Annotated in this window: 23 protein-coding genes and 2 tRNA genes; 13 read left to right on the forward strand and 12 right to left on the reverse strand. The window is 71.0% G+C overall.

Going from position 1 to position 25,041, the window contains the following annotated elements:
* Window positions 1-452: 452 nt before the first annotated feature.
* Window positions 453-1,028, reverse strand: a complete 576-nt coding sequence (locus PSU4_RS09465) for a sensor histidine kinase (RefSeq protein ID WP_147105113.1) — start codon at window positions 1,026-1,028, stop codon at window positions 453-455.
* Between the two features lie 846 nt (window positions 1,029-1,874).
* On the opposite strand from PSU4_RS09465, the gene PSU4_RS31820 reads away from it, so the two are divergent.
* The 9 genes from PSU4_RS31820 to PSU4_RS09500 all read left to right on the forward strand — a co-directional run bounded on the left by PSU4_RS31820 (window position 1,875) and on the right by PSU4_RS09500 (window position 8,537).
* Window positions 1,875-2,411 carry a DUF5994 family protein gene (locus tag PSU4_RS31820; protein WP_246115016.1) on the forward strand — a complete coding sequence of 179 codons (537 nt, stop codon included), beginning with the start codon at window positions 1,875-1,877 and terminating at the stop codon, window positions 2,409-2,411.
* 51 nt (window positions 2,412-2,462) lie between these two features.
* On the forward strand, window positions 2,463-2,621 hold the full coding sequence (locus tag PSU4_RS31200; RefSeq protein WP_186816842.1) for a DUF6307 family protein: 159 nt from the start codon (window positions 2,463-2,465) through the stop codon (window positions 2,619-2,621).
* Entirely contained in the window at window positions 2,618-2,893 is a 276-nt protein-coding gene (locus tag PSU4_RS31205; RefSeq protein ID WP_186816843.1) for a hypothetical protein, read from the forward strand. Before PSU4_RS31200 ends, PSU4_RS31205 begins: the two co-directional genes overlap by 4 nt.
* Window positions 2,890-3,324 (forward strand): HPF/RaiA family ribosome-associated protein, encoded by a 435-nt coding sequence (locus PSU4_RS31210; protein ID WP_222596214.1) that lies wholly within the window; start codon window positions 2,890-2,892, stop codon window positions 3,322-3,324. The genes PSU4_RS31205 and PSU4_RS31210 overlap by 4 nt, the downstream gene beginning before the upstream one ends.
* 60 nt (window positions 3,325-3,384) lie before the next feature.
* Entirely contained in the window at window positions 3,385-3,858 is a 474-nt protein-coding gene (locus tag PSU4_RS09480) for a DUF6292 family protein (protein WP_147105119.1), read from the forward strand.
* A 523-nt stretch (window positions 3,859-4,381) separates the two neighbouring features.
* Window positions 4,382-5,320 (forward strand): acyl-CoA desaturase, encoded by a 939-nt coding sequence (locus tag PSU4_RS09485; RefSeq protein ID WP_147105303.1) that lies wholly within the window; start codon window positions 4,382-4,384, stop codon window positions 5,318-5,320.
* Window positions 5,321-6,006: 686 nt separating this feature from the next.
* The gene (locus PSU4_RS32245) at window positions 6,007-6,627 is read left to right on the forward strand and encodes an alpha/beta fold hydrolase (RefSeq protein ID WP_246115017.1); all 621 of its coding nucleotides are present in this window, start codon (window positions 6,007-6,009) and stop codon (window positions 6,625-6,627) included.
* Window positions 6,628-6,900: 273 nt separating this feature from the next.
* Window positions 6,901-7,746, forward strand: a complete 846-nt coding sequence (locus PSU4_RS09495) for a GAF and ANTAR domain-containing protein (protein WP_147105122.1) — start codon at window positions 6,901-6,903, stop codon at window positions 7,744-7,746.
* 5 nt (window positions 7,747-7,751) lie between these two features.
* The gene (locus PSU4_RS09500; protein WP_246115018.1) at window positions 7,752-8,537 is read left to right on the forward strand and encodes a GAF and ANTAR domain-containing protein; all 786 of its coding nucleotides are present in this window, start codon (window positions 7,752-7,754) and stop codon (window positions 8,535-8,537) included.
* Window positions 8,538-9,262: 725 nt separating this feature from the next.
* Here PSU4_RS09500 and PSU4_RS09505 read toward each other — a convergent pair.
* The 11 genes from PSU4_RS09505 to dnaA form a co-directional block, all read right to left on the reverse strand.
* Window positions 9,263-9,338: transfer RNA gene (locus PSU4_RS09505), tRNA-Ala, on the reverse strand.
* A gap of 35 nt (window positions 9,339-9,373) precedes the next feature.
* Complete coding sequence (locus PSU4_RS31825; RefSeq protein ID WP_222596215.1) at window positions 9,374-9,496, reverse strand: DLW-39 family protein; 123 nt, start codon at window positions 9,494-9,496, stop codon at window positions 9,374-9,376.
* Between the two features lie 38 nt (window positions 9,497-9,534).
* Window positions 9,535-9,608, reverse strand: a tRNA-Ile gene (locus PSU4_RS09510).
* Window positions 9,609-9,693: 85 nt separating this feature from the next.
* A complete protein-coding gene (locus tag PSU4_RS32250) occupies window positions 9,694-10,776 on the reverse strand; it encodes a DUF3566 domain-containing protein (protein WP_246115019.1) in 1,083 nt (360 codons plus the stop codon).
* A gap of 58 nt (window positions 10,777-10,834) precedes the next feature.
* Window positions 10,835-13,342 (reverse strand): DNA gyrase subunit A, encoded by a 2,508-nt coding sequence (gyrA, locus tag PSU4_RS09520; RefSeq protein ID WP_147105311.1) that lies wholly within the window; start codon window positions 13,340-13,342, stop codon window positions 10,835-10,837.
* A 55-nt stretch (window positions 13,343-13,397) separates the two neighbouring features.
* Window positions 13,398-15,380, reverse strand: coding sequence for a DNA topoisomerase (ATP-hydrolyzing) subunit B (gene gyrB, locus PSU4_RS09525; protein WP_147105125.1), 1,983 nt, complete (start codon window positions 15,378-15,380; stop codon window positions 13,398-13,400).
* Window positions 15,381-15,748: 368 nt separating this feature from the next.
* Window positions 15,749-16,351 carry a DciA family protein gene (locus tag PSU4_RS09530; RefSeq protein WP_147105127.1) on the reverse strand — a complete coding sequence of 201 codons (603 nt, stop codon included), beginning with the start codon at window positions 16,349-16,351 and terminating at the stop codon, window positions 15,749-15,751.
* A 142-nt stretch (window positions 16,352-16,493) separates the two neighbouring features.
* Complete coding sequence (recF, locus tag PSU4_RS09535) at window positions 16,494-17,636, reverse strand: DNA replication/repair protein RecF (RefSeq protein ID WP_147105130.1); 1,143 nt, start codon at window positions 17,634-17,636, stop codon at window positions 16,494-16,496.
* A 68-nt stretch (window positions 17,637-17,704) separates the two neighbouring features.
* Window positions 17,705-18,850 (reverse strand): DNA polymerase III subunit beta, encoded by a 1,146-nt coding sequence (gene dnaN / locus PSU4_RS09540; protein ID WP_147105133.1) that lies wholly within the window; start codon window positions 18,848-18,850, stop codon window positions 17,705-17,707.
* Window positions 18,851-19,570: 720 nt separating this feature from the next.
* Window positions 19,571-20,524, reverse strand: coding sequence for a pentapeptide repeat-containing protein (locus tag PSU4_RS33005; RefSeq protein ID WP_147105136.1), 954 nt, complete (start codon window positions 20,522-20,524; stop codon window positions 19,571-19,573).
* 145 nt (window positions 20,525-20,669) lie between these two features.
* Window positions 20,670-22,379 carry a chromosomal replication initiator protein DnaA gene (gene dnaA / locus PSU4_RS09550; RefSeq protein WP_147105140.1) on the reverse strand — a complete coding sequence of 570 codons (1,710 nt, stop codon included), beginning with the start codon at window positions 22,377-22,379 and terminating at the stop codon, window positions 20,670-20,672.
* A 546-nt stretch (window positions 22,380-22,925) separates the two neighbouring features.
* Here dnaA and rpmH point away from each other — a divergent pair.
* The 4 genes from rpmH to yidC are packed head-to-tail and all read left to right on the forward strand — an operon-like array spanning window position 22,926 to window position 24,942.
* Window positions 22,926-23,069 carry a 50S ribosomal protein L34 gene (rpmH, locus tag PSU4_RS09555; protein ID WP_013678662.1) on the forward strand — a complete coding sequence of 48 codons (144 nt, stop codon included), beginning with the start codon at window positions 22,926-22,928 and terminating at the stop codon, window positions 23,067-23,069.
* A 12-nt stretch (window positions 23,070-23,081) separates the two neighbouring features.
* Window positions 23,082-23,438, forward strand: coding sequence for a ribonuclease P protein component (gene rnpA, locus PSU4_RS09560; protein ID WP_147105143.1), 357 nt, complete (start codon window positions 23,082-23,084; stop codon window positions 23,436-23,438).
* Entirely contained in the window at window positions 23,435-23,845 is a 411-nt protein-coding gene (yidD, locus tag PSU4_RS09565; protein ID WP_147105146.1) for a membrane protein insertion efficiency factor YidD, read from the forward strand. Before rnpA ends, yidD begins: the two co-directional genes overlap by 4 nt.
* Window positions 23,839-24,942, forward strand: a complete 1,104-nt coding sequence (gene yidC / locus PSU4_RS09570) for a membrane protein insertase YidC (protein ID WP_147105149.1) — start codon at window positions 23,839-23,841, stop codon at window positions 24,940-24,942. Before yidD ends, yidC begins: the two co-directional genes overlap by 7 nt.
* Window positions 24,943-25,041 lie beyond the last annotated feature (99 nt).

Genomic DNA, 25,041 nt, shown 5'->3' on the forward strand with positions numbered 1-25,041 from the left:
CAGGTCGACGCCCGCGAGGTCAAGGTCCCGACCACCGTGGCCTGCTGGGAACGCCGCGCCGACGACGCGCGCCACGGCAACTGGTCGCACGCGGCGCACCTCACCCTGCTCCTCATTCGCCAGGTCCCCTACGGGGAAGCTGCGGCCGCGGCCCTCACCATGCGGGTCCGCACCGCGCATGCCAGCGGTGAGACGATCGGGGACTTCCTCCTCGGTCACACCTACGCTTGCTGCGCTGAGTTCTGTTGGCGCGCTTGGCACACGGCAGGCTCGTTGCCAAGGCGGAGAAGTCATCGAGCGCGGGCGGCCGGGCCCACCCCGCGCGGGCCCGGCCGGCTCCGGCCACCGAGGCGGGACGCGGACGCCATGGCGGGCCTCAAGGGTCCCGGTCCTGGGTGGTCAAATGTGCCCTGCCGCTTCGGCCGGTCCCGGAGCGAGGTCGGGCCACGGCACTACAAGGGAACTGACCAGACCACTCGCGTTCCCCCGTGATCGGGAGTGGTCGTCTGGAAGGTGCCGCTGTGGTACTCGGCGCGCTGCTGCGCGCAACGTAGTTCACGGCCGCGGTGCATCCTCCCGAGTCCGACGCCGTCGTCGGCGACTTCGAGGGTGAGCCGGTGGGGGCTCGTCGTGACGGTGACTTCCACGGAGCGCGCGCGGGCGTGCCGCACGACATTGGCAAGTGACTCCCGTAACGCGACGACCAGGTCGTCGCCCATATCGTGCGGGACGGCGTCGGTGAGCGCGGAGCTCAACGACACAAGCGGTGGGAAACCCAGCACGGCGGCCATGTCGGCGACGACGGCCTGGAGCCTGCCGGGCAGGTCAGCTCCTTCCACGGCGTCGCGCTCCGTCGCAGGGAAGACGATCGCGCGGATCTCCTTGATGGCCTGGTCAAGAATGCGGATGGCATCGTCGATGTGACCGGCGGTGAGCGCAGTGGCGTGTGCTGTGGTTGATACACGCAGCCGGGATGAGGCGTTGTCGAGGCTGAGCCCGGCCGCGAAAAGGCGCGGGATGATGGTCATGGACAATTGGTCTGCCATCCGGTCGCGCTCCGCGGTGACAGCGCCGCTCGCCGGGGGACTCGAGCGGCCTCGTGCATCATCGTCGCCCAGGCGAGCCCTGGGACGCGCCAGCTGCGGCCGCTCGGGTGTCATGGCGCGCGATGAGCGATCGAGGGCGCCGCATGGCACAGGTTCCGCCTGGTGTTCACACGCATTCGGCCCCCTCCGCCATTGACAAGGCTTGCCACCAGCCAGTTGCACGTGCGGTGCTGTCGCGGCCAGGGTCCAGGGCTGCGACACAGGTGTACTCCGCCCAGGGTGGGGCGGCAACCGCTGTCGGGGTCCGATGCCGTTTGTCACCGGTAGGAGGTCTTCCGGGTGAGAAGCGGACTCCGCATGCACTTCCGACCGGAGCGGCCTGTGCCGCACCCAAGATGAGTAGGTTGCATCCCTGGCTTGACGCTCGATCTGGCCCCCGTCGTGCTCTTGTCACGTTTCATCGGACGGCGGGAGCTGGCACGTGATCGGACTGCAGCGCGGGGCTCCGGAAGGGTGCGGGCCGGGTGCGTGAGCTGGGGATTGTGACCCGACAGGCGTGCCAGGCGTAGTCGACCGAGTTCGGGACAGCGGGGCGTTAGCGTGGACCACGAAGACCTCCTGGGGTCGGTGCGGATGCCGTCAGACCGCTCCGCACCAACCACAGGAGGTCTTCCCCGTTCAAGATCAATCAGGTCGTGTCGTCACACGGCCTCGACCAACGTCCCCGGGCAGTACACGATCACGGATCTAGCCACATTGGTTCGACCTTCCGGACGACGCTGTGCGGACGGTAGGGCTAGACTCGGGAGTGCCGAGAGCATTCTGCACGTGGCGATCTGGCCCACGTCGTCCTTGGTGAACTTTGACACCGGGCGCGAGATCGCCCGGGAACGGGAGCCCGACGTGTCGTCGGCAACCACTTCACTCAATCACCACTCCACCACGGGGACCGGCACCTCCGAACCGCCTCGATTCGAGCTCAAGGACCCGACCCCGACCCCCACCGGCCAGGTGGACGGCGCGTGGTGGCCGCGATCGCGCCATCTCGCTCGCGAGCTCCTGAACCTGATCCCGGCGCTTGTCGGCCGGTTCGGCCCGGTCGAACGGGTCGGTTACCACCTGGGCGACTGGGACGAGACGCCCCGCCGGGTCGCCGTGGACGGTGTCGCCGTATCGACAGGCGGCTACGACCACCAGCGGACCTGCACCGTCGACATCCTCACCCGGAAGCACCGCCTCACACTGCTCGTGGTGCCGGTCGACGAGGCGCCCGAGCATGCCCGTGCGGCGATGGCTGCCGCGGCACGACCCGGCAACGCGGACACGGTCGCGGACCTGCTGTCCGCGACCACCCTGTCCTCCTGAGCGCGGCTCACAATCCTGTCTGTCGCAGCGACACCACCACGAAGAGGCGCTATGAGTACCGTTCCCGACGTCCGCACCCCCTACGAACGACGAGTCGACCTCGTCACCGAGGTGGTGACGACGTACTCGCCGCTACCGAAGGCTGCGGCGGACGAGCTCGCCGTGCTGATCCTGCATGCTCTGGACCACATCCCCGAGAAGGTGCGATGACGACCGCCCGGAGATGGCCGTTCCGACAGCGGCCCGGCCGGACGCCCGCCCGCACCGGGACGCCTGCGGCCGCGCTCTCGCGCCGGCATCCCCTGCCCTGGCGGAACACCCCGGCAGGCGGCGAGAACCACGTCACCGACGCGCACGGGAGCGCCGTCTACGACGGGCCCGATGCGGCCGAGATGTTCCGGCTGCTGGCTGCCGCGACCGGCCCGCGCGCGTCCGGAGCCGCCCCCGCCCCGGATCGAGCCGAGCGGGCGACCGGCTCATGATTGCCGGCGGGACTGGGGAGGAAGGTCGGCCCACCATGGGAGACGGAGTGGTCGCACCCGAACCGCAGCGCCCGGCCGCCCGGCCGGTCATGGTTCTGGGCCACGGACTCACCGTCAGCGCGAGCCAACGCGCACACGTGATCGACAAGATGAGCAACCTCCGACGGCACGACGACGCCGTCGACAGGTTCGAGGTCCATGTGTTCCGCGAGCGCAACCCACGGCAGACGAAGCTTCGCGATCGTGTCGAGATCAGTGGTTTCGGTCCGGGCTTCACCCTCAGCGTGCAGGCCCGCGGCTCCAGATTCCATCCCGCGTTCGCCGCGGCGCTGGTGAAACTCGAGGCGCGCCTGCACCGCCACCGCGACCGGCACCTGACCCGCGAGCACAGCGGCGGCCACCAGAACCCGGTCGTGAACACCACTGCCTAGCGACGCGGACACCAGCCCCGCACCGCACACCCCGTGAGGGGCAAACGGACAGGAGAGACCGTGTCGACGACGAGTGCCCACCCGGACACCCTCGAGCTGCGGAGAGCCGACGTGCAGGGCCCGAGCCACGACCCCGCGGTGGCCGAACACTGCGTCGAGCGGTACGTCGGCGCGGTGGTACACGCCCTCGGGCAGCGTGGCGTGTTGGCTTGTCCGCCCCAGCGCACCGGTGAGGCAGGCGGCCTGACCCGGTCCGTCCTCATCGACTGCACGGCACTTCGCATCACCACCTGGGAGAACCGCGGGCGACGAGACCCCCGGGCGTCCCTGGGGGCCGTGCTGCAGCCCGGACGCGCACGTCCCGTCTCCATCGTCTGGGACGAGCGCGTCGGCTGGTCCGCCGAGCTGGGCCGGGCTCCGACTGCGCGGTCGGTCCGCTACCGGCACCCGGACCCGTTCCCGGCCCCCGGGCAGATCGCGGAGTTCGTCAGCGATCTCGCGATGGCCGATGGCCACACCCCGTCGTCACCGTGATGAGCACGTCCCTCCCGGCCGACCACGACCCGGCCACGCCGATCCGGTCCTCCGCATCGCGGCGCACGCGCCGACGTGCCCGCAGCCGCTCCCGAGCGGCGACGCCGCCGCCGACCGCGAACGATGCGCCGATGGTCCCGCCCCGAGCGTCCGACGACTGGCAGGCGCGCTGGGAGGCCGACGGTGGCCGCGTCCTCTAGCGTGGCCGCGTTCTGCGGCCTGGGCTCCCGGCGATCGTCGGAGGTGCGCGTCTGCGCCGGGCCGACGAGCGACGGACACCACGCTGGCCGCGTTGCCGCGGCGCGTAGTCGGAGCCGCGGCGCGTAGTCGGAGAGGGTTCCGGGTAACCCCTCTCGTCGTAAAAGCCCGGGCCGCTGTGCGGCCAGGGCTCTCCTCCTCCGCTTCGGACCCCGGCGGAACCACTCGGCGCATACCGCAACGGGTGATCGTCAACCGAAACGGAAACCGCATGACCCCAAGTTCCACCGCGTCCACGCCGGTCGTGGACGTCGATGCCGCATCGATGCCGGCCACCGACCGGACGGATGAGCCGGTGGCCAAGCCCCTGCTCGCCGCCCGCCGGCCGGCTGGTCAGGCAGCGCTCGTCTACGGCTTCACCCTCCTCCCGATGCTCGCGCTGGTCGCGGCAGTGCCGCTCGCGTGGGGCTGGGGGTTGTCCTGGCTGGACGTCGGCCTCGCCGTCGGCTTCTACTTCCTGTCCGGGCTGGGCGTGACCGCCGGGTTCCACCGTCTGTTCACCCACCGGTCCTTCAAGGCGCGCCGCGGTCTGCGCAGCGGGCTCGCCGTCGCCGGCAGCCTCGCGATGCAGGGCGACGTGATCACGTGGGTCGCCGACCATCGCCGCCATCACGCGTTCACCGACAAGGCCGGGGACCCGCACTCGCCGTGGCTGTACGGCACCACTCCGGCGGCGCTTGCCAAGGGGTTCTTCCACTCCCATCTCGGTTGGCTGTTCGCCCGTGACTGCACCAACGCCGAACGCTTCGCTCCCGACCTGCTCGCGGACGCCGACGTGGCCCGGATCAGCCGGTTGTTCCCGCTCTGGACCGTGATCAGCCTCTTGGCGCCGGCCCTGATCGGTGGGTTCGCGACCCTGTCGTGGTGGGGTGCGCTGACGGCCTTCTTCTGGGCCGGTCTGGTCCGGGTCGCGGTGCTGCACCACGTGACCTGGTCGATCAACTCGATCTGTCACATGATCGGAGACCGCCCGTGGGACGCTCCCGGCCGGGCCACCAACGTGTGGCCGCTCGCGATCCTGTCGATGGGCGAGTCGTGGCACAACCTGCATCACGCCGACCCGACCTGTGCCCGGCACGGCATCGGCCGCGGCCAGGTCGACATGACGGCCCGGCTCATCCGGGTGTTCGAGCAGCTCGGCTGGGCGCACAGCGTGCGCTGGCCCACCCCTCGCCGGATCGCGCGGCTCACGGCCCGCGACTGAAGGCCGTCGGGACTCCGGCGCCGGGCGGTCCGGTCGCTCGACGTCCGCCCGTCACCGCGAATGCGGCGACCTCGGACCACGCAGAGGGGAACCGAGCAGATGTCCGACGACGCCGCCGAGGTCGTCCGCCCACAACGTCGTGGTGACGGGCCTCGACGAGGGACCCGTGGTCGTCCTCGCGCACGGCTTCGGCTGCGACCAGAACGTGTGGCGGTTCGTCCTCGACGACCTTGCCGCCCGGTGCGCGTCGTGCTGTTCGACCACGTGGGCGCCGGCCGGTCGGACCTCTCGGACGTGCTCGGCCTCTGCCGTGCCCTCGACCGCGGTCCCGTGGTCCCGTGGTCCTCGTGGGGCAGTCCGTCAGAGCGTCGATCGGCGTGCTCGCCGCGGTCCGGGCCCGGAGCTGTTCGCCGGTGTGTTCCTCCTGACCCCCTCGCCCCGCTACGTCGACGACGGCGACTACCGCGGCGGGTTCAGCGCCGCCGACGTCCACGAGCTGCTCGAGTCGCTCGACAGCAAGTATCTCGGCTGGTCGGGCGCCATGGCCCCGGTCATCATGGGCGCGCCCGACCGGCCCGAGCTCGCCCAGGAGCTCACCGACAGCTTCTGCCGGACCGATCCACTGGTGGCAGGGGTGGTCGCCCGTGCGACGTTCCCGGCCGACAACCGGGCGGAACCTCGCGAAGGTGAGCGTGCCGACGTTGGTGATCCAGAGCGCGCAGGACGTGATCGCGCCGCCTGCGATGGGCAAGTACGTCCACCGGCACATCGCGGGCAGTGCCATATTGACCGTCGACGCCACCGGCCACTGCCCTCACATGAGCGCCCGGGCGGCCACGGCTGATCGACGTTCTGCGCCGCGTCGCCCTCGCGGTCCCGGGAATCCCGGCGTCCGACATCGACGGCGTGTCCGCGGCACTGGCCTCCTTCACCGACGAGGACGCCCGGCGCGCGTTCGTGCAGACCGTCCGCAGCACCCTGAGCTGGTCCGGCCAACGACTCGACGGCACCAACCGGCTCTATCTCCTCGCCGACGTGCCCGTACTGTTCATCGGGGGCGCCGCGGACACCGTCATCCCGTTCTCTCACACCCTCGCCGCGCACGACCGGTTGCCGGGCAGCCGTCTGGAGGTCTTCGACGACACGGGGCACTTCCCCCACTCCGAACACCCCGTGCGGTTCGCCGCCATCGTGCTCGACTTCATCCGGACCAGCCCCCGACGCACACCGACGGCGAAGCCCTCCGCCGCCACCTGCGCCGGCCCCCCGCCGGAACCGTCGGCGACGCCGACCTGTCGAATGCGTGACAACGCAGCGCAACCCTTGCGACGCAACCGCGCCGGCAGCGCGGCCCCGCGGCCACCACCGCCCGGCCACGACCGCTCGGTTCGGCGCCGATCCGGTCCGTCGGGTCCACGTGGTCGCGACACGGGCCCGTCCGGGCGGTTGCGGAGGCGCTCGGACGGGTACGTTCGCCAGCAAGTCGGTGTCAGGCCCGGTTCCCGCCGCACCCACTCCGCTTCGAGGTGGGAGGCCCGTGAGCCGTACCGGATCAGCTCGTCGGAGCACGCGGTGCCGCGGTGGCTGAACGCGGCGCGGCCACCAAGCAGATCGCGGCGCTCATCGCCGAGGACCTGGACGAGGAGGCGCTCGCGCGCAAGGTGTGTCAGGCGTGCGTCGAGGAACTCGACGTCGACGGCGCGGCGATCTCGGTCCTGCCCGCCAATCCGTCACGACGCACGCTGTGGGCCACCGACGCGACGGCCCTCGCCCTCGAAGACCTCCAGTTCACCCTCAACGAGGGCGTCTGTGTCGAGGCCGCGACGAGCGGGGTGCCCGTCCTCGTGTCCGACCTGGCGAGGACCAGCGAGCACTCGCGGTGGCCGGTGTTCGCCGCGGAGGTGGCCGAGCGGACGCCGGCGAAGGCCCTGTACGCCCTCCCCCTGCACTGGGGGGCGTTGACGATCGGTGTGCTGGACCTCTACCGGCTCCGGGCCGGCGAGTTCACCGCGGTGCAGTGGCAGGACCTTCTCGGGGTCGCGGAAGTCGCCGCGCTGTTGCTGCTCCAGCTCCGGACCCGACCGGGGTCGGCTCGGAGGGCCACGGAGGTCCCCGACGGCGAGGCCCGCCGCGGCACGGGCCCCGGCGTGGCCGGTGTCGACGGCGACGGTCGCGGGAACCCCGAGCTTCACGACGACGGCCACCCGGACGACACTGAGGGCCGGGACGCGGCGCTGAGTGATGTCCTGTTCGGGCGGCCCGAGATTCACCAGGCCGTCGGGATGGTGCTGGTGCAGCTGGGTATCGGCCCGGAGGAGGCGCTGGCCAGGATGCGGGCGTGGGCGTTCTTCGAGCAACGGATGCTCATCGACGTCGCCCGGGACGTGGTCGAGCGGCGATTGGTATTCACCGAGGAGATGAGGTAGTACCGATGCACTCAGAGGGCCACGTGCCGATGGTGCGCCCCGTCACCGGAGACGCACGGGAGCGACAGATCTCGCGGGCGTTCGTAGAGCTCGCGGACACCCTGGTCGACGACTACGACATGATCGACATGCTCGACCGGCTCGTCGCACACAGCGTCCTGCTCCTCGGCGCCGACGCCGCGGCGATCATGCTCGTCGACGCCGACGGCGAGCTGCGCACGGTCGCGGCGTCGAGCGAGGACGCCGAGCTGATGGAGCTGCTGCAGCTCCAGGCCGGAGAGGGGCCGTGCGTCGAGTGCGTGCGGGCGTCGGCCCCGGTCGCGGTGGTCGACCTGTCCGACACCGACCGGTGGCCCCGCTTCGTGGCCGCGGTGGCCGCCCGGACCGAGTTCCGGTCCGTGCACGCGCTGCCGTTGCGGCTGCGGGGACAGGCGATCGGGGCGATGAACCTCCTGCACCGTGCCCCGGGCCCGCTGCCCGAGAACGACCTGGCGTTGGGGCAGGCCCTGGCCGACGTGGCGACGATCGGCATCCTCGCCGAGCGCACGGTCCGCCGCACCGAGGTCGTCGCCGAGCAGCTGCAGACGGCGCTGAACAGCCGGGTCATCATCGAGCAGGCCAAGGGTGTCATCGCCCAGTACGGGGGCCTCCCGATGGACCAGGCCTTCGAGCGGCTCCGCGGCTACTCCCGTCGTCACAACCTGCGGCTGGCCGACGTCGCGCGCAACGTCGTGAACGGGAGGCTCAACCCCCGGGGCGTGGTCACGGAGGCGGGCGCCCGGCGGCGGTGACCGCACCACCGGATTCGACGGCACCGACGCCGTCCGGTACCGACCCGGGCTGATCCATGGGGCTTGTCGCCACCCATCGCCAGCGGATCGCCTTCTTGTACGCGCCGCTGAGGACGTAGTGGATCTTCCGGATCGTCGCGTTGCCCAGCGGCCGGCACTTGTGCGGTCGGCAACGGTCATCGCAGTCGTGCGGACGCGGGGTCCGATGATCTGTCCCACGCCTCGTCGTGCAGTGCTCTCGGCACCGTCTGAGCTCCGCGTAGAGAGAGTCCAGGACGTCGGCGTCGACGCTCCCGACCTTCCGGTCACCATGAACGGCCGGACGTGCTTGTCGACGTACTCGCGGTACCCGGTGACGGTCCGCTTGCCGCCCTGGTGCTGGTCGAGGTAGCGGTCGAGCAGCTGGTTGACCGTGGCCGATGTGTGCGGACTTCGTCGCTGCTTGACCTCGGCCACGAAGCGGAGCCGAACCTCCTCGGCCCGGTCCCATACCTTCGGGCCCGGCGGTACTACCTCGATGAGGTTGTACCGGCGTTTCGTGATCGGGTCGACGCCCCCGTAGACGCGGAGAGCACCGCTCGGCAGCTCGTCGATGCTTCCCTGCTGACGCTTCCGCGGATTGATCGCCCTGGCCATGACGCGAGAAGCTACGTCGTTCGTGTCACACTTCGTGTCACATCAGCGGGCAGCCTTTGAGCAGGCCGAGTGTTTCCGCAGGTCAGCGGTGGTGGAGACGAGGGGAATCGAACCCCTAACCCCCGCCTTGCAAAGGCGGTGCTCTGCCAATTGAGCTACGTCCCCGAGGAGCAGGGACGACGGTACCCCGCTCGGAGTGGTCAGCGAGTGGTGGCCTCGTGCCAGAGGTCCTCCTCGTCGCGGCCGCGGAGCTTGACGGCGACGAGCAGAGCGGCGCCGACGGCGACAACGGCCAGGGCGATCAGCTTCTTCAACGAGATCACGTCCTCGACGGGAGATGTGTGACCGAAAACCGGAAGAGTGGGCCTAGCTGGATTTGAACCAGCGACCTCGTCGTTATCAGCGACGCGCTCTAACCAACTGAGCTATAGGCCCCTGCGGCGAGTTCGACACTACAGCAGCCCCACCACCGCCCCCGCACCGGCCCGGTCGAGCCCGGTGCGAGGACGATCTTCGCAGGTCAGTCGCGCTCGGAGAGCGTGACCTCGACGCCACCGACGAGGTCGGCGGAGACGTTGTAGACGAAGGCGCCGATCGTCATGGCGACGGCGAACAGCAGGCTGTTGATCGCGCCGATGACGGCGGCGATGCCGAAGACGCGGCCGGCGCTGATGAGGGCGCTGCCGGTCTGGGTCTCACCGGAGACGAGGTCGTTGTAGGTGCCGTTGAGGCGGTCCCAGACACCCATGCCGTCGAGGACGCCGTAGAGCACGCCGACCGCGACCATCCAGATGAAGAAGATGACGACGGCGAGGACGAGCGCGAGCTTGAGCACCGACCAGGGGTCGAGACGCTTGAGCTGCAACGCCGCCTGCCGCGGCCGGCGGGGTGCCGCGGACATGGCCGGCGCGCCGGGGCCCTGGTGTTCGGCGGTGGGCGCGCCTGCGGGGTCGATGTAGGCGGTGGGACCGTCGAACAGTCCGCCGGCGACGGGCGGTTCGGCCACCGTGGGCTGCGCGGTCGCGACGGGTTCCGAGCCGGGCATGCGCTGCCACGGCGGCGGGGTCTCGGCGTGCGGCCCGGGCGCGGGGACGCCTTGGTCGTCGGCTGGGGCCGCGGTGGTCGTGGCCGGCGAGGTGGGGTGGGCGGTGTCCTCCGCCGGCCGGGGCGTCGGCACCGGGCGGGCGGTGGGGCTGGGTTTGCCGTTGCCCGGCACCGATTGCGCCGCAGCGGAATCCGTCCCGGCAGCGGAGTTCGTCCCGGCGGCGGGTGTGGCCGCGGCGGCGGGTTTGGTCACGTCGACCGAGCCGTTCCCGTTCTGCACCGCGGGCCGGATCTCGGTCGGCGCGTCGGCCGACCCGCCGGCCGCTGACGGCTCCGCTCCGTTGCCGCCGGGCGCCGACGCCGTCGATGCGGTCGGCGGCGCGGTCGGCGGCGCGGTCGATGCGGTCGGCGACGGCGACCCGGTCGCCGGGGATCCGGCACCCGTCCCGTTGCCGGCCGTGTCCGCCGAGGGGGCGGCGTCGGACCCGGTGCCAGGGGCGGCCGCGTCGCCGGTGGCGACGCGACCGCTCTCGTCGGCCTGCTTGCTGTTCTCGCTCACGAGGTGACGCTCTCCTCGGTGCTCGGCACGGTGACCAGCTCGATCGTCGCTGCAGGGATCAGCTCGTCGAACCGTTCAGCTCGGCGTCGTCGGCATCGTCCTCGGCGTTGCGCGCGACGGCCTGCAGCGTGGCGTTCTCGCCCAGGTTCATCAGGCGGACCCCCTTCGTCTGCCGACCGGCCTTGCGCACCTCGCGGGCCGATGTCCGGATCACCCCTCCGGTCGAGGTGATCGCGTACAGCTCGTCGTCGATACCGACGATGAGTGCGCCGACCAGCGTGCCACGACGGCGGTCGTACTGGAGCGTCAGCACGCCCTTTCCGCCGCGGCCCTGCACCGGGTAGTCCTCGATCGGGGTCCGCTTGGCGTAGCCGCCGGCGGTGGCGACCAGGACGAACTTCTCGTCCTGCACCACACCGATGGAAAGCAGGCGGTCGCCGGTGTTGAACCGCATGCCCAGCACGCCGGAGGTGGCGCGGCCCATGGGGCGCAGGGCGGCGTCGTCGGCGGTGAACCGGATGGACTGGCCCTCGGCGGAGACGAGGAGCAGGTCGTCGTCGGCGGAGCAGAGCACCGCACCGACGAGCTCGTCCTCGTCGCGCAGGTTGATGCCGATCAGGCCGCCGGAGCGGTTGGAGTCGAAGTCCTCGAGCTTGGACTTCTTCACCAGGCCGCTGCGGGTGGCGAGCACCAGGTACGGCGCCGCCTGGTAGTCCTTGATCTGCATGACCTGGGCGATCTGCTCGTCGGGCTGCAGCGCGAGCAGGTTGGCGACGTGCTGGCCGCGGGCGTTGCGGTTGGCCTCGGGCAGCTCGTAGGCCTTGAGCCGGTAGACGCGGCCCTTGTTGGTGAAGAACAGCATCCAGTCGTGCGTGGAGCACACGAAGAAGTGGGCGACGATGTCGTCCTGCTTCAGCGTGGCGCCCTGCACGCCCTTGCCGCCGCGTTTCTGCGCCCGGTAGAGGTCGGTCTTGGTGCGCTTGGCGTAGCCGGTCTCGGTGATCGTGACGACGACGTCCTCGACGGCGATGAGGTCCTCGTTGGTGACGTCACCGTCGTCGGCGACGAGCCGGCTGCGGCGGTCGTCGCCGTGCTTGTCGATGATCTCCTGCAGCTCGTCGCGGACGATCTGGCGCTGCCGCTCGGGACGGGCCAGGATGTCCTGGTAGTCCGCGATCTCGCGCTCGATCTCGGCGAGCTCGTCGATGATCTTCTGCCGCTCCAGGGCCGCGAGGCGGCGGAGCTGCATGTCGAGGATGGCCTGGGCCTGGATCTCGTCGACGTCGAGCAGGTCGATGAGGCCCTGGCGCGCGACGTCGACCGTGGCCGACGCCCGGATGAGGGCGATGACCTCGTCGAGGGCGTCGAGCGCCTTGACCAGACCACGCAGGATGTGGGCCCGCTCCTCGGCCTTGCGCAGCAGGTAGCGGGTGCGCCGGACGATGACCTCGATCTGGTGGCGGATGTAGTTGCGCACCACCTGGTCGAGCCGCAGCGTGCGGGGCACGCCGTCGACGATCGCCAGCATGTTCACGCCGAAGCTGGTCTGCAGCTGCGTGTGCTTGTACAGGTTGTTGAGGACGACCTTGGCCACCGCGTCGCGCTTGAGCGTGAACACGATGCGCATGCCGATGCGGTCGGACGACTCGTCGTTGATCTCGGAGATGCCCGTGAGCTTCCCGTCGCGGATCATCGTCGCGGTCGACTCGATGAGGTTGTCCGGGTTGACCTGGTAGGGCAGTTCCGTGACGACGAGGATGGTGCGCCCCTTGGCGTCCTCCTCGACCTCGACGACCGAGCGCATGCGGATCGAGCCGCGGCCGGTGCGGTAGGCGGACTCGATGCCGTCGCGGCCGACGATCAGGCCGGCCGTCGGGAAGTCCGGGCCCGGGATGCGGGCCATCAGCGCCTCGAGCAGCTCGTCGTCGGAGGCCTCGTGGTTCTCCAGCGCCCAGATCACGCCGGCGCCGACCTCGCGCAGGTTGTGCGGCGGGATGTTGGTGGCCATGCCGACGGCGATGCCGACGCTGCCGTTGATGAGCAGGTTGGGCACCCGCGACGGCAGGACGACGGGCTCCTGCGTCTTGCCGTCGTAGTTGTCGAGGAAGTCGACCGTGTCCTGCTCGATGTCCTGCAGCATCGCGATGGCCAGCGGGGTGAGCCGGCACTCGGTGTAGCGCATGGCCGCCGCGGGGTCGTTGCCCCGGGAACCGAAGTTGCCCTGGCCGTCGATCAGCGGGTAGCGCATCGACCACGGCTGGGCGAGCCGGACGAGGGCGTCGTAGATCGCGGAGTCGCCGTGGGGGTGGTAGTTACCCATCACCTCGCCGACGACGCGCGCGCACTTGACGTAGGAGCGGTCGGGCCGGAACCCGTTCTCCCCCATCGAGTACAGGACGCGGCGGTGGACGGGCTTGAGGCCGTCCTCGACGAGCGGCAGCGCGCGACCGACGATGACACTCATCGCGTAGTCGATGTAGGAGCGCTGCATCTCCTGCTGGATGTCGACCGGTTCGATCCGGTCGCCACCACCCGCACCGCCGGTGGGCGGGAGCGTGGGGTCCAAGGTGTCTGTCACGAGTTCCTCTTATCCATACGTGCGTCTAGGACATGTGTGTGGATCACACGTCCAGGAAGCGCACGTCCTTCGCGTTGCGGGTGATGAAGGAGCGGCGGGACTCGACGTCCTCGCCCATCAGGACCGAGAACAGCTCGTCGGCCGTGGCGGCGTCGTCGAGCGTGACACGCAGCAGCACCCGGTGCGCCGGGTCCATCGTGGTCTCCCACAGCTCCTTGGCGTTCATCTCGCCGAGGCCCTTGTAGCGCTGCACTCCCTCTTCCTTGGGCAGCTTCTTGCCCGCCTCGCGGCCGGCGGCGATCAGCCCGTCGCGCTCGGAGTCGGAGTAGGCGAACTCCGGCTCGGCGCCGCGGCCCGCCCACTTGATCTTGTACAGCGGCGGCTGCGCGAGGAACACGTGACCGTGCTCGACGAGCGGGCGCATGAAGCGGAACAGCAACGTGAGCAGCAGCGTGCGGATGTGCTGGCCGTCGACGTCGGCGTCGGCCATCAGCACGATCTTGTGATAGCGCAGCTTGGCCAGGTCGAACTCGTCGTGGATGCCCGTGCCCAGCGCGGTGATGATCGCCTGGACCTCGGTGTTCTTGAGGACGCGGTCGATCCGGGCCTTCTCGACGTTGATGATCTTGCCGCGGATCGGCAGGATCGCCTGGGTCATCGAGTCTCGGCCCGACTTGGCCGAACCACCCGCCGAGTCGCCCTCGACGATGTAGACCTCGGACTTCGCCGGGTCGGTCGAGCGGCAGTCGGCCAGCTTGCCGGGCAGGCCACCGATGTCGCCGGCGCTCTTGCGGCGCACCAGCTCACGGGCCTTGCGCGCCGCCATCCGCGCCTGCGCCGACTGCACCGCCTTGTTGACGATCGTGCGCGCCTCGGCGGGGTTGCGCTCGAACCAGTCGGCGAGCCACTCGTTGCTGATCCGCTGCACGAACGACTTGACCTCGGTGTTGCCGAGCTTCGTCTTGGTCTGGCCCTCGAACTGGGGCTCCTTGACCTTGACCGACACGATCGCGGCCAGACCCTCGCGGATGTCGTCGCCCGACAGCGCCGGGTCCTTCTCCTTGAGCAGCTTCTTGTCGCGCGCGTAGCGGTTGACCGTGCTGGTCAGCGCCGCGCGGAAGCCCTCCTCGTGCGTGCCGCCCTCGTGGGTGTTGATCGTGTTCGCGAACGTGTAGACCGACTCGGTGTAGCCCGAGTTCCACTGCATCGCGACCTCGAGCGCGTGCCCGGGGGCCTCGCCGGAGAACGAGACGAGCTTCTTGTGGATCGGGTCCTTCGTCTTGTTCAGGTGCGCGACGAAGTCCTCCAGCCCGCCCGGGTAGTGGAAGACGTGCTCCTTGACCTTGGCGACGTAGCCCTCGGCGTCGGGCTCCTCCGCCTCGTCGCTGTCGCCGTTGCGCTCGTCGCGCAGCACGATGGTCAGCCCCTTGTTGAGGAACGCCATCTCCTGCAGCCGGCGACGGATCGTCTCGATGTTGTACGTCGTGGTCTCGAAGACGTCGGGGTCGGCCCAGAACGTGATCGTGGTGCCGGTCCGCTGCGTCGCCGCGCCCTTGTTCAGCGGGCCCGGGATCGAGCGTGTGTACTGCTGGTCCCAGTGGAAGCCGTCGGTGTCGATCTCGACGTCGAGACGCGTGGAGAGCGCGTTCACGACGGAGACGCCGACACCGTGCAGACCGCCGGAGACGGCGTAGGAGTCGCTGTCGAACTTGCCGCCCGCGTGCAGCATCGTCAGCACCATCTCGACGGCGGGCTTCTTCTCCACCGGGTGCATGCCGACCGGGATGCCACGGCCGTCGTCGACGACGCGGACGCCGCCACCTTCCAGCACCGACACCTCGACCTTGGTCGCGTACCCGGCCATCGCCTCGTCGACCGCGTTGTCCACGACCTCCCACACCAGGTGGTGCAGGCCGCGCTCGCCCGTCGAGCCGATGTACATACCGGGGCGCTTACGGACCGCTTCCAGGCCTTCGAGGACGGTGATGGACGACGCGCTGTAGCCGTTCTTCTTCTCCGCTGCCACGGGCTGTAGGTCTCCTCGTACCAAGGTCCCGCCCCCCGTGCGCACTGCACGCGCGAGGTGACGGTCGAACGGGCGGATCGGGGTCCACCCGAAGCACCCTCCCGATTCTACCGGTCTCACCCGACAGGAAGCGGCCTAGGACGCCCCTGTGCGCGTCGGAGAGCGCCGAACGCGTCACAGCACGAGGGCGACCGCTCGAACGGGGCTCGCGCGAGGCTCCCGGCCCGTCACGTGGCGCTGAACGGCGCGAGAACGCGTCCAACGGTACGTCCCGCGCCATTCACCCTCGTTCAACGACGACACGGCGGCGGGGATGCCCGGATCTTCCCCAGGCCCGGATCGATCAGCCGCCTCCGCGCCCCGGCCGGTCACCCGTACGTGTCGCGCGGGCCCCGGCCACGCACGTGCCGCGGCCCGTGCCGCCAGCTCGGCGCCGACGGCCCGACCACCCGGATGCGGCGCACCACGCCGTCGCCCACCGCGGCCGCGAGCCGGACCAGCAGCTGGCGCTGCAGCGTCCGCAGCTGCGTGGCCCACGCCGTGGACTCCGCCTGCAACGTCAGCTCCCCGTCGCGCAACGACACCGGCGTGCAGTGGTCGGCGATGTCCGGGCCCACCAGCTGCGGCCAGCGCCCGAGGACCGTCGCGTCGGTCAGCCGCGGCGACCAGCCCCGGTCCATCGACACCCGCGACAGCATCTTCCCGAACGGCTGGGGGTCCCGGTCGTCGGGACCCGGGCCCGACCAGCGACGCCGGTTGCCCCTCGTGCCGGCCCGCCGCCGACGAGGCTCCCCCGCCGCCGCACGCTCCGACGCGCGCTGCGCCGACGCCTCCCGCGCCGCCCGCAACGCCTCCCGCGCCAAATCCGGCCCGCGCAGACCGTCCGCGCCCGCACCGGCCCCCGGGCCACGACGAACGGCCGGATTCTCGTTGTCCCCAGGGGTGGGGACAGAGTGGTTGTCGTCACTCACGATCGGCGGCGCCTTCCCGTCGACAGGCGGTGGCTCCCTCGAGCTGTCACCAGATCCAGCCGAGTTATCCACAGTATCCACAGCGTTGTCCACAGCAGGGCGTGCTGAACGGCCCGTCCCGGGCGGATCGTTGCGCCGCAGGTCATGTCGTCGTCACCCGCTGATCATCGGCCGGTGAGGCCGGCATGCGGACGGCGCTGCCACCACTCACCGCGATCCGGACACCCCCGAGCTCCTCCGGGACGTCCTCCGCGACCGCCGCCGTCACGACGACCTGCTCCGCCTGTGCGGCGACCGCGGCCAACGCACGGCGCCGCCGCGCGTCCAGCTCCGCGAACACGTCGTCGAGGATCAGGACCGGTTCGACGTCGTCGCTCTGCAACAACCGGTACGACCCGAGCCGCAGCGCCAACGCCAGCGCCCACGACTCACCGTGGCTCGCGTACCCCTTGGCCGGGCCCTCGCCCAACCGGATCTCCAGATCGTCGCGGTGCGGGCCCACCAGGCACACCCCGCGCTCAACCTCCTGCCTGCGGACGCGGCCCAGTGCCTCGAGCAGCCCCTCCTCGAGCACCGCCACGTCGGCGACCAGCACACCGTCGAGGCTCGACCGGTAGTGCAGCGCAGCAGGATCCGACGACGGCGCCACGTCGGCGAACGCCGCCACCGCCGGTGGCGCCAGCCCGGCGACCAGGTCGAGCCGGCCCGCCAGCAACTCCGCGCCGTGCCGGGCCAGGTGCCCGTCCCACACGTCGAGCGTGCGCAGGTCACCGCCCGCGCGCGCCGTCTTCAACAAGGCCGACCGCTGCCGCAGCACCCGCTCGTAGTCGGCCCGCACCCCCGCGAAACGCGGATAGCGGGCCACCAACAGATCGTCGAGGAACCGGCGACGCTCCCCCGGATCGCCCCGCACCAACGCCAGATCCTCCGGCGCGAACAACACCGTGCGCAGAATGCCCAGCACGTCGCGCGGGCGCGGCACCGGCGAGCGGTTCACCCGCGCCCGGTTGGCCTTGCCCGCCGTGATCTCCAGCTCCACGGCCAGCTCCCGGCCCTGGTTCACCACGACGCCGCGCACCACCGCCCGCGACGCACCCCGCCGGATCAGCGGCGCGTCGGTGGCCACCCGGTGCGACCCGAGCGTCGCGAGGTAGCCGATCGCCTCGGCCAGGTTCGTCTTCCCGACACCGTTCGACCCCACGAGGACCGTGACCCCCGGGTCGAGCTCCAGATCGGCCTGCTCCCACGACCGGAAGTCGGTGACGGCCAGCCGCCGCAGATGCACCACGGGCTCCCGTCGATCGCGTGCGTGGAACCCCGCCAGGCTACCGAGAAGGACCGACGGTCCCGGCCTCAGCCGGGCAGCCGGACCGGCATCAGCAGGTGCAGGTAACCGCCGTCGGGCGCCGGTGCATCCTCGCCCGAAGACGCCACCACTGGACGCACCAACGCCGGCCGGTTCGGCGTCGTGAACGTCAGCTGCGTGCGCTCGGTGTGCAAGGCGCCCAACGCATCCAGCAGATACGACGGGTTGAACGCGATCGTCAGCCCCTCACCCGTGAGGATGCAGGGGATCTCCTCCTCGGCGCTGCCCACGTCGTCGCCGCCCGCGGCCAGCCGCAGCCCGTCCTCGCCGAACTCCAGCCGGATCTGCGCAACCCGGTCCGCGACCAGCGCGACACGCTTGATCGCCTCGACCAGCACCGACACCTCGATCTCGGCCGCCGTCGTGCTCTCGGCCGGGATCAGCTGGCGGAACCGCGGGAACTCCGCGTCCAGCAGGCGCGTCGTCGCCCGCCTGCCGTTGCCCGTCAGGCCGAGCATCCCGTCGCCCGCCGACAAGGCGATCTCGACGGTCCCCGCGCCCGACAACGTCTTCGCGACCTCCGCCAGCGTCCGCGCCGGAATCAGCACCGCAGTGGACACCGACGCGTCCTCGGGGTCCCAGTCGAGCTCCCGCACCGCCAGGCGGAACCGGTCGGTCGCCGCCAGCGTCAGCCGCGACCCCTCGATCTCCAGCCGCACACCGGTCAGCATCGGCAGCGTGTCGTCACGCCCCGCCGCCACCGCGACCTGCGCCACCGCCGACGCCAGCGTGTCGGCCTGGACCGACCCCGCCCGCTGCGGCATCGCCGGCAGCTGCGGGTAGTCCTCCACCGGCATCGTCGGCAGGCTGAACCGGCTGCTGCCGCAGTTGATCGTCGCGCGCGACCCGTCGACCACCAGGTCCACCGGCTTGGGCGGCAACGCCCGCGTGATGTCCGCGAGCAGCCGGCCCGACACCAGGACCTGACCGGGATCCCCGATCGTCGCGTCGAGCTCCACCCGGGCCGAGGTCTCGTAGTCGAACCCCGACACCGTCAACGTCTCCGAGCCCGGATCCCCACCCCCCTGGATGAGGACACCGCCCAGGACCGGGACCGGCGGCCGCGCGGGCAGGCTCCGCGCGACCCAGGCCGCGGCATCGGCCAGGACGTCGCGTTCGACCCGGAACTTCATGACGTGAGGACCTTTCACCGACGGTCACGAGACTGCGACCGGATGGCCAGGCACCCGGGGACGAGCAGCGTGTCGACCTGACGAACGGAGCCGGACGCGAACGGGACAGAGCCGGGACGCGGACGACGGCCGGGGACGACCAGGTCGGCCGGACCACCGTAGAGCCTCCGCAGCGCCGGTGTCACGCCGGGCCGTTCGCCCTTCGAGGCACTCCTCCGTGACGGCCGCGCGTCCCCCATCCACCGCCCTCTTCTTCTTGTGTATTTCTCAAGAGAGAGATCCAGCAACAGCAGTAGGGCCTGTGGATGGTGTGGATGGGCGCCGTCGCCGCAGGTCCCACGGTGCGGCGCGATGGGGACGTCACCCCGGGACGGCCGGTGGAGGGCTGCCGCCACCCGTGGACAACCTCCGCCCCGCCCCTGTTGTCCCGGATCCATCCCCCGTGTCCACACGAGTTGTCCACGGATCCGAGGGCAACGATCCACGGGCCTCCGGCCGTCAATCCACAGAGTTGTCCCCAGATGTGGGTGAAAACTTGGTCGTGCGCCGACGCTGCGCGACCGGTCGTCCCGGTCGCGGCGGGTGCGCAGAAGGCGGCGGAACCCACTCTTGTCCCGCGAGGCACACGACAGTCAACGGAGCGTGACGACAAGGGGTGCGACGTACACGCCCTCGCGATCCCCGCTTGCGCCGAACGTGGCCTAGCGGACGACGAGCGGTTCAGCTCGGAGCGACACGCGGAGACGACCGGTACCACCGAGAAGTGTGGACGGCCCCCGGTCGGCGGCATCCGCGCGCGGCTCTGCGCCCCCCTCCGGACGAGCCGCGGGCAGGGCCGCGCCCGCCGGTCTCGCACCGGGACCGGCGCGCAACCTCACCGCGGTGCCGAAGCGCCGAGACGACCGTGAGGTTGCGCGCCGAGGGGAGCGAGCGGCACCGGGACGAATCGTCGTGCGAGGCGACTCGGAGCGCCGGTGTCGACGCGCACTGGTCGAGGCCTCCGGGGCGAGGCCTCTTACTGAGCGAGGGCCCGGTGAGCGACGACCCGGTGAGCGACGACCCGGTGAGCGACGACCCGGTGAGCGACGACCCGGTGAGCGAGGGCCCGGTGAGCGAGGGCCCGGTGAGCGAGGGCCCGGTGAGCGAGGGCCCGGTGAGCGACGACCCGGTGAGCGACCATCTGGTGAGCGACCATCTGGTGAGCGACCATCCGGTGAGCGACCATCCGGCAGATCGGCCGTCGTAGCGGCTTGATGATGTCGGCGCCGATGCGCTTGTCGCTCGGGTGGGGCCGGACCTGTACGCACGGCTGGGGATGGGGCTGGGTGTGCGGATACCGCTCTCTGATCGTCGGTACCCCGAGCGTCGGTCGTCCTGCGCGTCGGGGTGGCAGCCGATGCCGGCCTCGGTGCGGTGCCCGGCATGGTCGCCGACCGGGTGCGGCACTGGAGGCCCGGCGAACGTGTCCTGAGCGCTCCCTCCCCGCGCTGACGACACGCTCGACGTCGCGCCGTCCGTCGAACGTGTCGTGAGAGCGGACGCGTCGCTCTGGTGACACGCTCCGGGGCTCCGGAGCCTCGGAGCCCCGGAGCACGGATTGCCACGGGGGTCGAGCTTGCGCCGCGCATGTCGAGGCGCTGGGCAGGTCGTGGCTCCCGGGAACGAACGGCCCACTCGCGCAACTGAATTGCCCCACTGTGCCGTTCGTTCCCCGTCGGGGCGGCGTGCCGCACCCCTGCGGTCGGGGCGGCGTGCCGCACTCCTACGGGCACGGCGCGGCCGGAGCCGTTGGGGCGCAACGACCGTCGTCGGGCGGAGATCAGCGGCGGGCGCGCTGCTTGATGCGCGCCGTCAGCTCCTGCACCTGCTCGAAGGTCTTGCGGCGCAGGGAGATCTCGTTGCGGATCTTCTTGTCGGCGTGCATGACCGTCGTGTGGTCGCGGCCGCCGAAGGTCTGGCCGATCCGGGGCAGGGAGAGGTCGGTCAGCTCGCGGCACAGGTACATCGCGATCTGGCGGGCCTGCGCCAGCGCCTTCGTCTTCCCCGGCCCGCACAGCTCGTCCATGGTCACGTCGAAGAACTCCGCCGTGACGGCCATGATCGTCGGCGCGGTGATCTCCGAGGCCGCGGAGTCGCCGATGAGGTCGCGCAGGACGATCTCGGCGAGCTGGGTGTCGACGGGCTGGCGGTTCAACGACGCGAACGCCGTGACCCGGATGAGTGCGCCCTCGAGCTCTCGGATGTTGCGCTCGATGCGGGCGGCGATGAACTCCAGGACGTCGCCGGGGACGGCGAGCCGGTCCTGGGCCGCCTTCTTGCGCAGGATCGCGATGCGTGTCTCGAGCTCGGGCGGCTGGATGTCGGTGATGAGACCCCACTCGAACCGGGTCCGCATGCGGTCCTCGAGCGTCTCGAGGCGCTTGGGCGGGCGGTCGGAGGAGACGACGATCTGCTTGTTGGAGTTGTGGAGGGTGTTGAAGGTGTGGAAGAACTCCTCCTGCGTACCTTCCTTGCCTTCCAGGAACTGGATGTCGTCGACGAGCAGGACGTCGACGTCACGGTAGCGGCGCTGGAAGGCGACCTTGCGGTCGTCACGAAGACTGTTGATGAAGTCGTTCGTGAACTCCTCGGTGCTGACGTAGCGCACCCGCATCCCCGGGAACAGCCGCTGGGCGTAGTGCCCGACGGCGTGCAGCAGGTGGGTCTTGCCCAGCCCGGACTCGCCCCAGATGAACAGCGGGTTGTAGGCCCGGGCCGGTGCCTCGGCGACCGCGACGGACGCGGCGTGGCTGAACCGGTTCGAGGCGCCGATGACGAAGGTGTCGAACGTGTACTTCTCGTTGAGTCCAGGCCGCGAGCGCGCGGTGGCGTCGGGGCCGGGCGCGGAGTAGGTGGGCCAGCCGTCCTGGCCCGGGCGGCCGTCGCCGGCATGCGGCCCGGTCGCTCCGATGCGGCCGAGCGAGCCGCCTGCGGGCCCGTTGTCGGCGAAACCACCGTCGATCTCGGGGACGGTGGGGGTGTCGGACGGTGCCCCGGCGGCGACGTCGAGTCGTTCGGGGACGGCGGTCGGCTCGAGGTCCTGGCCGTTGAGTGCGCCGCCGCCGTTGGGGGACAACGCGTCGGCCTCGACGGAGGCGTCGATGTCGGTGGCGAGCGGGACGGAACGGTCGAGGGGTCCGGGCGCGGCGGCGCGGCCGGCGGCGCGGGGGTCGGGCGGGTCGGGGACCTCGGTGCCGCCGGACGCGGCCGAGGCATCGACGACGACGGCCAGGTTCACCTGGACGCCGAGGTGGCGGCCGAGGGCGTCGCTGATCGGCTTGCGGAGGATGCGCTCGATCGCGTCCTTGGCGAACTCGCTCGGGGCCGCGAGGAGTGCGGTGCCGTCGAGGAGGCCGAGCGGACGGGTCAGCCGCAGGAAGGCCCGCTGCTGCGCCGAGAGGGTCGCCGCTCCCGCCTCACCCGAGGCGCCGGACAGGTCCGCGATGACCCGGTTCCAGACCTTTCCCAGATCCCCTGGCTGGTCGGTCACCGGGCCTGCTCCCTCCGCAGCTCTCGTCCGTTCCTTCGGGGGGCCGTCCCTTGCGCACGACGGACCACTTGTCGACCGGACGCCCGGAGACCCGTCGGGTCCCCGCAGTCGATCCCCAGAGTTATCCACACTTGTGCGCAGACCGTACGCAGCACGGGGGCGCGGGCGCCTCGCGGGCCCACGTCGGTGTGTCGGAGCGGGTGTTCCCGATCCCCCCGGATCGAACTGTGAGGGGCGAAGGTAACAACCCCCGACCCGATGCCACAAGGCGCCCTCCGGGCCGCTCGCCGACCTCGGCGTGTCGGCTTGCGCTCGCCGGGCGGAGTCGACCGCGGGGGCGGTTTGACCCCCTCTTCGGGCGCTGCGTACCCTTGAACGAGCCGCGTCCGAGGACTGGCACGTTCCGCGTGCCGTCGATCGTTCGCGAGGTCGCGCGCCCCCGGGGCTCGTCGGCCTGTCCGAGCACCACCGCACCACCCGAGACATCGTCCATAGCGACACGACGCCGCCTGTTCGCAGGGCCGGAGTCGACCAGGAGAGCCGACAGTGAGCAAGGGCAAGCGCACCTTCCAGCCGAACAACCGCCGTCGGGCGCGCAAGCACGGTTTCCGGCTGCGTATGCGCACCCGCGCGGGCCGCGCGATCCTCGCTGCGCGTCGCAGCAAGGGACGCGACAAGCTCTCCGCCTGATCAGGCAGCGGAGTGCTGCCGGCCGGGGCCCGGCTCACCCGTCGGGACGAGTTCGCGACGACGATGCGGCGTGGTCGCCGTAGCGGCCGGTCGCATCTCGTCGTCCATCTCGACGTCGCGGGTTCCGACATGCCCCGGGCCGGGTTCGTCGTCAGCAAGGCCGTCGGCAACGCGGTGGTCCGTCACCGTGTGACCCGGCGGCTTCGCCATGTCGTGGCGCCCCGGCTCGCCGCGCTGCCCGCCGGGGCGCGCCTGGTCGTGCGGGCGCTGCCGCCCGCGGCCACGGCGTCGTCGGCGGAGCTGGCCGGCGACCTCGACGGCGCGCTCCGCACCGCGCTGCGGCGCCTCGCCCCGACGGCCGCGCGATGACCGGTCCCGGCAGCGAGCCCGTCCATGGTGACGACCCCGACGTTGCCGCGGCCGCCGACCAGACGCCCGCAGCGGCGCCCCGCCCGTCGCCGGTGGCACGCGTGATGATCGGCGCCCTCCGCTTCTACAAGCGCTGGATCTCGCCGGCGTTCCCGCCCGTGTGCCGCTTCTACCCGTCCTGCAGCGCCTACGGGATCGAGGCGCTCCAGGTCCACGGCGTGCTCCGCGGGAGCTATCTGACGGTTCGTCGGCTTCTGCGCTGCGGACCGTGGCACCCTGGCGGTCTGGACCCGGTGCCACCGCGCCGCCCATCACGCCACGACGACGACCGACGCCCGGCCGAGGACGCGGACGCCCGTCGCGGCGCCGACCCCGGTGAGAACCACGAGGAGCAAGCCCGGTGCTGAACTTCATCTACTACCCGGTCTCGGCCATCCTGTGGTTCTGGCACAAGGCTTTCGGCTTCGTCTTCTCGCCCACCAGTGGTGTCGCGTGGGCGCTGTCGGTCGTCTTCCTGGTCTTCACGCTCCGCGCGATCCTGTACAAGCCGTTCGTCGGCCAGGTGCGGTCGATGCGCAAGATGCAGGAGTTCCAGCCGGAGATCCAGAAGCTCCGGAAGAAGTACGCGAACGACAAGCAGAAGATGACGCAGGAGATGCAGCGCCTGCAGAGCGAGCAGGGTGTCAACCCGCTCGGTGGCTGCCTCCCCATCCTCATCCAGGTGCCGGTGTTCATCGGCCTCTTCCACGTGCTGCGCGAGTTCAAGCCCGGGAAGACCGAGAACTACATCTTCAACGCCGCCGACGTGCAGTCCTTCGTCGAGTCGGACCTGTTCGGCGCCAAGCTCGGCGCGTCGATCGTCCCGCTGCAGGGTGCGCCCAGCCTCGACCAGCTCGGCACGACCGTCGGCCAGATGTTGATCGTCATGATCCCCCTGATGATCATGGCCGGTGTCTTCACGCACATCACGGCGCGGCATTCCGTCGCCCGGCAGACGGAGGCCCAGGCGGCCAACCCGCAGTCGGCGATCATGAACAAGCTGATGCTGTACGTCTTCCCGATCGGTGTCGTCGTCGGTGCGCCGTTCCTGCCGCTCGCGATCCTCATGTACTGGGTTGCGAACAACCTGTGGACGCTCGCCCAGCAGCGCATCGTCTACAAGAAGATCGACGCCGAAGAGGCCGCCAAGAAGGAGCAGGCGACGACCAACAGGCAGGCGCTCGCGCCCAAGCCCGGTCAGAAGCCCAACCGCAACGGTGCCACCGCGAAGAACGACGCCGACACCGCGGACGGCGCCGCCGAGGTCGACCTGACCAAGGACGCCGACACCGCCGGCGACGCGGCCCCTCCCCCGGCGAAGAAGCCCGGCGCCAAGCCGGTCAAGCCGTCCTCCGGCCAGCAGCGCGGGGGGTCCAACAACGGATCGCCCAACGCGCGCAACGGAAGGACCACCAGCGGAGGCTCACGGCCCTCCGCGGCCCGCAAGGGCCGAAAGCGCCGCTGACCGAAGCCACGAGCCGGGCCCGTCGGGGTCCGGCGCCGGAGGTCCGGACCCAGCTCCCCCGCTGCGGTTCCGGCCGCCCGGATCGTCAGGAAGGGAGAC

The sequence above is a fragment of the Pseudonocardia sulfidoxydans NBRC 16205 genome, assembly GCF_007989085.1.
In the GTDB taxonomy this organism is placed as follows: domain Bacteria; phylum Actinomycetota; class Actinomycetes; order Mycobacteriales; family Pseudonocardiaceae; genus Pseudonocardia; species Pseudonocardia sulfidoxydans.